This is a genomic window from Arcicella aquatica (assembly GCF_034928825.1).
Taxonomy (GTDB): Bacteria; Bacteroidota; Bacteroidia; order Cytophagales; family Spirosomataceae; genus Arcicella; species Arcicella aquatica.
The window spans coordinates 85,746-92,686 of record NZ_JAYFUL010000021.1 but is presented as its reverse complement, the minus strand read 5'-3'; the positions used below and the strand labels follow the sequence as shown (position 1 = coordinate 92,686).

Sequence of the window (6,941 nt, the reverse complement as noted above, 5' to 3'; positions counted from 1 at the left end):
TAAATTAAACATTTGGACATCCGATGGAACAAAAAAAACAGACCCAAATCAAACTATATTACAATTTTAAGTAAATTAAACAGGATAATAAATCTGTCAACCTATTTTAGGCAAGCACAAAAATGCTCATAGCTCATAGCTCATAGCTCATAGCTTAATAGCTTAATAGCCTACCGCTAACCCAAGAAAACAATATAATGAACAATTTATCATCAACATTACAAATCATTGAAACTCACGCACATATTTATGACGAGACTTATTTAGAAGACCGCGACCAAATGCTAGAAAAAGCCTTTTCAGCAGGTGTTTCGCAAATCTGGATGCCTAATTGTGCTGCTGAAACAATTCAAGGAATGATGGCGTTGGCAGCACAATATCCTGAACAATGTTTTCCGATGATGGGGCTACATCCATGCTATGTAAAAGAAGATTTTGAGAAAGAATTAGCCATTGTAGAAGAATGGTTGAACAAGTATCGATTTATCGCTATCGGTGAAATTGGGATGGACTTATATTGGGATAAAACCTTTGTCAAACAACAAGAGGAGGCTTTTTTATACCAGTGTCAACTAGCCAAAAGACATAATGTGTGGATTGATATTCATTCAAGAAATGCCTTTTGGGAAACTGTAGCATTGATTGAAAAAAATGCAGACCCAAATCTGAAAGGAATTTTCCACTGTTTTACAGGAACATTAGAAGAAGCCCAAAAAGCCATTGAATTAGGGTTCCTTTTGGGAATAGGAGGAGTAGCTACGTTTAAAAACGGAGGACTTGATAAAATTTTGCCTAACATTGATTTAACGTCAATTGTGCTGGAAACAGATGCCCCTTATTTAGCCCCTGTACCTTACAGAGGTAAAAGAAACGAACCCTCGTACCTAACGATTATTGCACAGAAAGTAGCAGATATGATGGCTTGTAGTGTAGAAACAGTCATTCAACAAAGTACCCAAAATGCTATTAATTTATGTAATTAATGAGTGTTTATTAGTAACGGAATAACCTTCAATACCATTTTCTATTAGCTGGTGACTTAAGTCACCAGCTAATAGAAAGGGATATTTTATTAAAAAAACCTTCTTTGTATAAAACTTATATTTACCATTTATAATTCATTCAGCAAACATGTATAATATTATAAAAATCAACACGAAAACTCATGGTAAAGGCGACGTAAAAGTGCTCGTTATTTACACAGGAGGAACTTTAGGAATGGTATATGATGCTAAATCTGATGGATTAGTACCATTTGATTTTGCTCAGATTCCTGAAAATTTACCAGAAATGGCTCGTTTAGATTTCGATATTTCAGTTCTTACTTTTGATACTTTATTGGATTCTTCTAATATGAATCCTACGGTTTGGATTACTTTAGCCAAAATCATTGGTGAAAAATACTATGAGTACGACTCATTCGTAATCCTCCACGGAACAGATACGATGGCATATACGGCTTCGGCTTTGAGTTATTTGTTAGAGAACCTCAATAAGCCTGTAATTCTTACAGGAGCTCAGTTGCCTATTGGAGTAGCTAGGACAGATGCTAAAGAGAATTTTATTACAGCCTTGGAAATTGCAGCCGACCGAATTAATAATGCTCCTGTTATTTCTGAGGTATGTATATATTTTAATTCAATATTATTAAGGGGTAATCGTGCTAGAAAAAACGAAAGTGTTCAATTCAATGCCTTTGAGTCAGAGAATTATCCAGTTTTGGCAGAAGCAGGCGTGAAAATTGAATATAATAAGCCTTACATCAAGCATCATCATCCTAATGCTAAATTAATTGTGCATGATTGTTTGGATGAAAATGTCGTAATCTTGAAAATATTCCCAGGTATCTCTGAAAAGGTAGTTAGAAGTATATTGGGTATTGAGGGACTAAAAGGTGTTGTGATGGAGACTTTTGGTTCTGGTAATGCACCAACAGTACAGTGGTTTCTAGACTTGATGAAGGAGTTTATCGACAAAGGAATTATTATTTATAACGTATCTCAATGTAATGGTGGCAGAGTAACACAGGGACATTATCAAACTAGCCAGTATTTACAAGAAATTGGCGTAGTAAGTGGTGCAGATTTAACTACCGAAGCTGCTATTACTAAGCTGATGTATGTGTTAGGTCAAAACACTTATTTTGCGGAAAAAAAGAAGAATTTGAAGTATTCTATAGCAGGGGAAATGTCTTAATTTAGATGCTGTAGTTTTGTTGGTTAACGAACTTTTAGGCAAAATTTCCTCGCAAATTGCACAGATAAATACCGCTGATTTACGCAGAGTCTATGATTCTTTATCAGCGTAAATCAGCGGCATTTATCTCCAAAAATCAGCGGGTAAATAATTATCTAGTGCGTAATATTAGTATAAATAACATCCAAAATCTTTACGAAGGTTTTGTAATCTTCCTCTGATAAAGCACCCCAACCCTTCCTTCTTACTTCCACTACGATGGGATTGGCTTGTTCAAACTTCTCTCTGCCTGCATCTGTCAGCGTAATCATAAATCTACGGCGGTCGTTAGTAGCCATTTTTCTTTCGGCAAACCCTTTTTTTACCAATAAATCAATGATTCTGGTAACTGTCGGAGCATCCTTTACGGTCATTTCTGCCAATTCATTCTGACTAATACCAAATTCTTCGTGTCTTTTGATATGATCTAATAAAACCCACTGGTCTACAGTAATGTCAATGTTGGCATCGTCTAATTTTTTTTGAAGTATGAGCCGAATTTTTTTGATAGTAGTATCTATTTTAAAAAAGTAAGCTCTGGTATCAGCAGGATTTGTAGTCATTGTACAATAAAAAATGAAGATTGAAAAGAGGTCGATAGAAAAAACATTTTTCTACTTTCAAATGAAAAACGACTCAAATCAGTCTTTGGGTTTTAATTAAACTAAGTAGTCAAAAGTACAGTTAAATTTAATTCAAAATACATTTATAATAATCAATTTCAAGATTTTTTACTTTTTGCTTTTTCAGCTTGGTAATAACGATACATAAAATCATAAATAATCAATTCATGAAAACGCTGATTATCTGCAATAGAACGATTGACGGTCATGTGAATAGTATCGCTTAAAAATTGAGCTACCTCGGTTTCATTTTTGAGTTTTTTTATTTCACCAACAGAAGCTTTTATGCGTTCACTTTTATGTTGAATACTTTCAAAAAGAACAACATATTCCTCCTCAATTTCTTTGGCTAAAATTCCTTCAATCGTCTTTCTATTTTCCCTAAAACGATTGTCCATTTGTAGTTTCAGATGCTTATCCACACTGAATTCTTTTGCAAAACTGTCTTTGAGATGAGTCATTAAACCAAGTTTTTGATGTAAAGAAAACTCAAAATCATCCAAATAAGCATCTATGATTTTAATAGAAAACTGCCAACGGATTTGTTCTCTTTCGTCGCCCCAAGTTTGTTCTAATAGCTTTACAATCGCTTCGCTATCGTAGAAGAAGATACTTTCAGCTAAAGCGATAGCATCCGCTCCATATCTTTCAAGTTCTCTTTGATAGGTATCAAACTGGATTTTTCGGATAATTCCTTCTGTTTCAAGGTTTGCTAAGGCCTCATTTAAAGCAATAATCACTTTGCCTAAATATTGTAAATCTGTAAAATGAAACCTTACTCTTATATGATTATCAGGGTCGAGATAACGAATAAAAAACCATTTATCAATTACCTTTTCTTCGAGGAATTGTGCTACCAACGGTTTTATTGCTTGGGTCAAAATATCATCCGCAGCTTTTACTCCTGAATATATTTTTACATACAGCCATTCAGAGCCTAAGGAAAATTTACGCGTTGGTTCATTGTTCGCTTTTTTGATAGGAGGAATGCCTTCAAAAACAGTTTTCTTATTGATTAAAGATGCAATAAATTGATTGGTGAAAGTCTCCCCATCTTGATTAATGACAATATCACTTGCAGGGTTGAACAAAAACTCTTTTAATTCAATGTCTTTTCTATTTTTAATAGTATCCAACCAAGTTTGAACACTCAACAGGTTATCAGTGTTTACTAAAAGCTCGTTATCGAAATCAGCTAACACAAAGCGATTCGGTATTCCCCATTTTTGACTGAAATCTTTAATGGAAGCTAATAAATTATCAGTAGAGCAATTGATTAGCTCCTGATAATCTTCTTTGTCAAATTTCCATGTCGCAGATTCTACGATAATATTTTTAAACGTGATTCTTGGTAGAAATTTAGCGTTAGGGACTACATTCTTCAAAGAAATATTAAAGGAAACAGGTATGTTTTGAGCCTGTAAATCACATAAAAAATAATAAATTGGCAAGGCATTTAGCGAATAGCTATGGGCATTACTCAACCTAGGAATAACCTCTTTGTTAAGCCGTTTTGATATTAACTTGATTTTCTTTTGACTGTAATTAACAGAAACCATTAAGTCTTCCAACAAAATTTGATTTTGTTCGGGCAATGATGATTTTGCTAAATAGGGAATTTCATAAGGCCAGAAAACGGGATGAAGCAAAATATTCCCAATTCTGTTTTCGGGTAAATGGATGATTTCTGCAAAAATCACCTCAGGATTAAGCGCTTGTTCCTTCTGTGCAATCTCTTTTGTAATATTAAATATTTCAGCATCAGTATGTGCAAATCTGCCTAATAAACTCATGGCAGTGGCTCCTCCTAATTTTTCAAGATAAATAGGATATTGTTCGTATCCTGTTAGTCGGAATATTAATGAAGTAGAACTTGGGACTTTATGATTTTTTTGTTGAAAATGCTCTAATTCCTTCACATTCAATGCTATCTCATAAGCACCCTGTTTATTGGCTGCTAAATATTGCTTGAAAAGGTATTGCTTAAATGCATTTTGACGAAGTGCTATTTCATCTTTTTCGATACTGGGCATTTCAAAACCATTGGCAATGGGCGTATAATTGCTTTTACCCGTTTGCCCATATCCTATACCTGTTTCAGTATCAAGAGCGACTAAAATGGGAACTTCTTGACCTTCGTATCGGTCATAAAACTTTTGAATAAATTCTTCTTGGAGGGAATTGACAGGCTTTTGACCAAGCTGAAACAAAACCTCTGCAACTTCACTTAGTTGTTCTTGATAAGTAAAAGAAAGCTTTTTTTGATTGAATACCTTTACCAAATCAGTCTGAAATAGTTTCCCATCTTCAAACGGAACATCCATTTGCTTAATTAATGTGATGATTTCCTGATAAGCAGTTATATCATTTGATTGATGAGCGTCTATATTTTTTAACTTCGCTTCGATGTTTAACAATATTGGGCTATAGTGTTCTTCTGCATTAATATTTTGAAGCACCTTCAACATTTGCTGAGTCAATCCTTCTCCTGTAATAGCTGGTTCCAACTCGTTAACCAACAGTTGAGCATCCACCAATTGTTCTATGAAGTCTGTTGCTTCTTCTTCCGAAATATCATCATCTATTAAATATGGGACAATCTCCTGTATTTTAGCCCCTCTTTTACAAGTATCTAACACTAAAGCGATGTATTCAGACCATTCAAAGGCGGTGATTTGATGCGTTCTACGTCCTTCAATATACTTATATTCTATGTAGCGTATTTCATTCCCAATTTGGTAAATACTTGAATTGGGATAATACTTTAAATGTTTTTTGATAAGCGGAATTTCTGATAAACTTTGAGCCAAAGCACCAGCATAATGCATATCTAAACGAGTACTTCTTTGCTTTTCAGAAGCTAGCTGTAGGTTGGTTTCCTCATCCCATTCAACGACAGTGCAACCTGCAAATAGGCCAAAAGGAGTACATCTACTACTCATTCTGCTGTAATATTTACTGATTGAATAGGCTATTTTCTGTGCTTTCTTTGGGTCTGATATGTTGTCATCTTTCCAGAGCAGGGCTTCATGATAGAGTACTGGAGAGGCTAGGTAAAGTGCTTCTGAAAAAGTAGGAAGATTGAATAAATCTTTCAGAAATGCTTCTGAAACATCATCTATAAATGGTAAGGATGGTGTTCTGACAATAAGTTTTTTCAGAAATTGATACGTATTTGACATTAACTGCTTATTACTGGTTTGACGTTACCATCAAAATTAATGTTTAATGCCTGAAATTTTATTATTTATTTATAAATACAGCAATATACAGTAGGGACGAATTGCATTCGTCCGCATCGTCGAACGCTTTTACGCAAATTGCACGACTGTGTGGACGAATGCAATTCGTCCCTACCGATTTTTAATACTCTTGACTCATTGGGTGAATCATCAATTCATCAATCACCACGTGTTTTGGTGCTTCTAAGATATAAGTGATAACATCTGCCATATTTTGTGAAGTTAAATATTGCGCTTGATGTGGGTCTCCTTCTGGGCGAGCATGGAAATAAGTATCTACCAAACCAGAATACACTACCGAAACCTTGATGCCATCTTTGCGTACTTCCTTACGAAGAGCCATTGAAAAAGCATCTTGAGCATATTTTGAAGAGCAGTACAAAGAACCTCCATCAAAAACACGCTTGGCAACATCAGAAGCAATATTGATAATATGCCCTTCGCCAGCAGATTTCATATAAGGAATCGCTTCTCTACAAAAAAGAAAAGTTCCTTTCACATTAGTTTCATAAATAGCATCCCACTCTTCTGTAGTTATATCCGTAGCTTGTTTAAAAACGCCAAAACCTGCATTATTAACCAAGGCATCAATTTTACCAAAACTAGCAATTGTTGTAGCAATAGTAGCTTTCACGAATGCTTCATCACCTACAGACCCTATAAATATTTCAGCCTTTGCACCCTTAGCTTCTATTTCAGTTTTCAACGTACTAAGCTCTGCCTCGCTTCGTGCTACTAAACTCAAATTTACCCCTTTATCGGCTAATAATATAGCCAATGATCTACCAATCCCTTTACTTGCACCAGTTACTAAAATGGTTTTATTTTGAAGTGACATAAT

The 6,941-nt window shown here is 34.8% G+C and carries 5 protein-coding genes; 2 read left to right on the top strand and 3 right to left on the bottom strand.

Annotation, left to right across the window (positions count from 1 at the left end):
* The first annotated feature begins 197 nt into the window (after nt 1-197).
* Entirely contained in the window at nt 198-983 is a 786-nt protein-coding gene (locus tag VB264_RS13820; RefSeq protein WP_323250275.1) for a TatD family hydrolase, read from the top strand.
* 148 nt (nt 984-1,131) lie between these two features.
* Nucleotides 1,132-2,196 (top strand): asparaginase, encoded by a 1,065-nt coding sequence (locus VB264_RS13815; protein ID WP_323250274.1) that lies wholly within the window; start codon nt 1,132-1,134, stop codon nt 2,194-2,196.
* A gap of 155 nt (nt 2,197-2,351) precedes the next feature.
* Here the strand turns inward: VB264_RS13815 and VB264_RS13810 are convergent, their stop codons facing one another.
* The 3 genes from VB264_RS13810 to VB264_RS13800 form a co-directional block, all read right to left on the bottom strand.
* Entirely contained in the window at nt 2,352-2,798 is a 447-nt protein-coding gene (locus tag VB264_RS13810) for a MarR family winged helix-turn-helix transcriptional regulator (protein ID WP_323250272.1), read from the bottom strand.
* Between the two features lie 158 nt (nt 2,799-2,956).
* The gene (locus VB264_RS13805) at nt 2,957-6,040 is read right to left on the bottom strand and encodes a lantibiotic dehydratase (protein WP_323250270.1); all 3,084 of its coding nucleotides are present in this window, start codon (nt 6,038-6,040) and stop codon (nt 2,957-2,959) included.
* Nucleotides 6,041-6,221: 181 nt separating this feature from the next.
* Nucleotides 6,222-6,938, bottom strand: a complete 717-nt coding sequence (locus VB264_RS13800) for an SDR family oxidoreductase (protein ID WP_323250269.1) — start codon at nt 6,936-6,938, stop codon at nt 6,222-6,224.
* Nucleotides 6,939-6,941: the final 3 nt, after the last annotated feature.